This window comes from Bacillus sp. LR--39, from assembly GCF_053613335.1.
The window spans coordinates 1-729 of sequence record NZ_JBSIOT010000826.1 but is presented as its reverse complement, the minus strand read 5'-3'; the positions used below and the strand labels follow the sequence as shown (position 1 = coordinate 729).

Annotated in this window: 2 pseudogenes; both read left to right on the top strand. The window is 40.9% G+C overall.

What is annotated here, in order from left to right:
* Positions 1 to 147, top strand: a pseudogene (locus ACWHAR_RS26800) (MFS transporter); the annotation flags it as partial.
* A gap of 205 nt (positions 148 to 352) precedes the next feature.
* A pseudogene (locus tag ACWHAR_RS26795) lies at positions 353 to 729 on the top strand (N-acetyl-gamma-glutamyl-phosphate reductase); the annotation flags it as partial.

Here is a 729-nt window from a genome sequence, read left to right as displayed (position 1 = left end):
AATTACCATTTTTGGACAGCTGTCTTTTCAGCAGCAGCCATTATGCTCGGGGGCTTTCTCGCTGACTTTTTTACAGTGCAAATGATTTTTTATGCAAGCTCTATTCTATATTTTTTGAGTGGATTGATGATGATGAAAACAGGCTGACGCGGTCAGCCTGTTTTTTTATGCGGCTGAAATGCGGCGCCGAATCAACGTTTTTGTGCTGGAGTCGTGCTGATTTTTTTGAGCGGAATTTCCATTGAACAGAAAATTTATAAATGAATAAAAATATTAAATATACGATTGAATTAATTTTTATTCATGTTATAATGTTAAATAATTTCACAAAGACCAAGAGGGTGAACTAGTTTTGAAAATAGGAATTGTAGGTGCTACAGGATATGGAGGCACCGAACTTGTCAGGATTCTTTCGCATCATCCTCATGCAGAGGAATGCATACTTTATTCATCCAGCGGAGAAGGGAATGTCTATAGCGAGGGTTATCCTCATCTTACCGGCTTAGCGAATCAGAAGCTGAAGCCGATTGATATGAATACGATCAAACACGAAATAGATATCATGTTTCTCGCTGCGCCGCCCGGAGTATCAAGTGAATTGACTCCAAAGCTGGCAGATGCGGGAATTCCGGTTATTGATCTGTCAGGTGATCTGAGGATACAAGAACCGGCTGAATATGAAAAATGGTATAAACGGACAGCGGCACCGAAGGCGGTGATTCAAGAGGC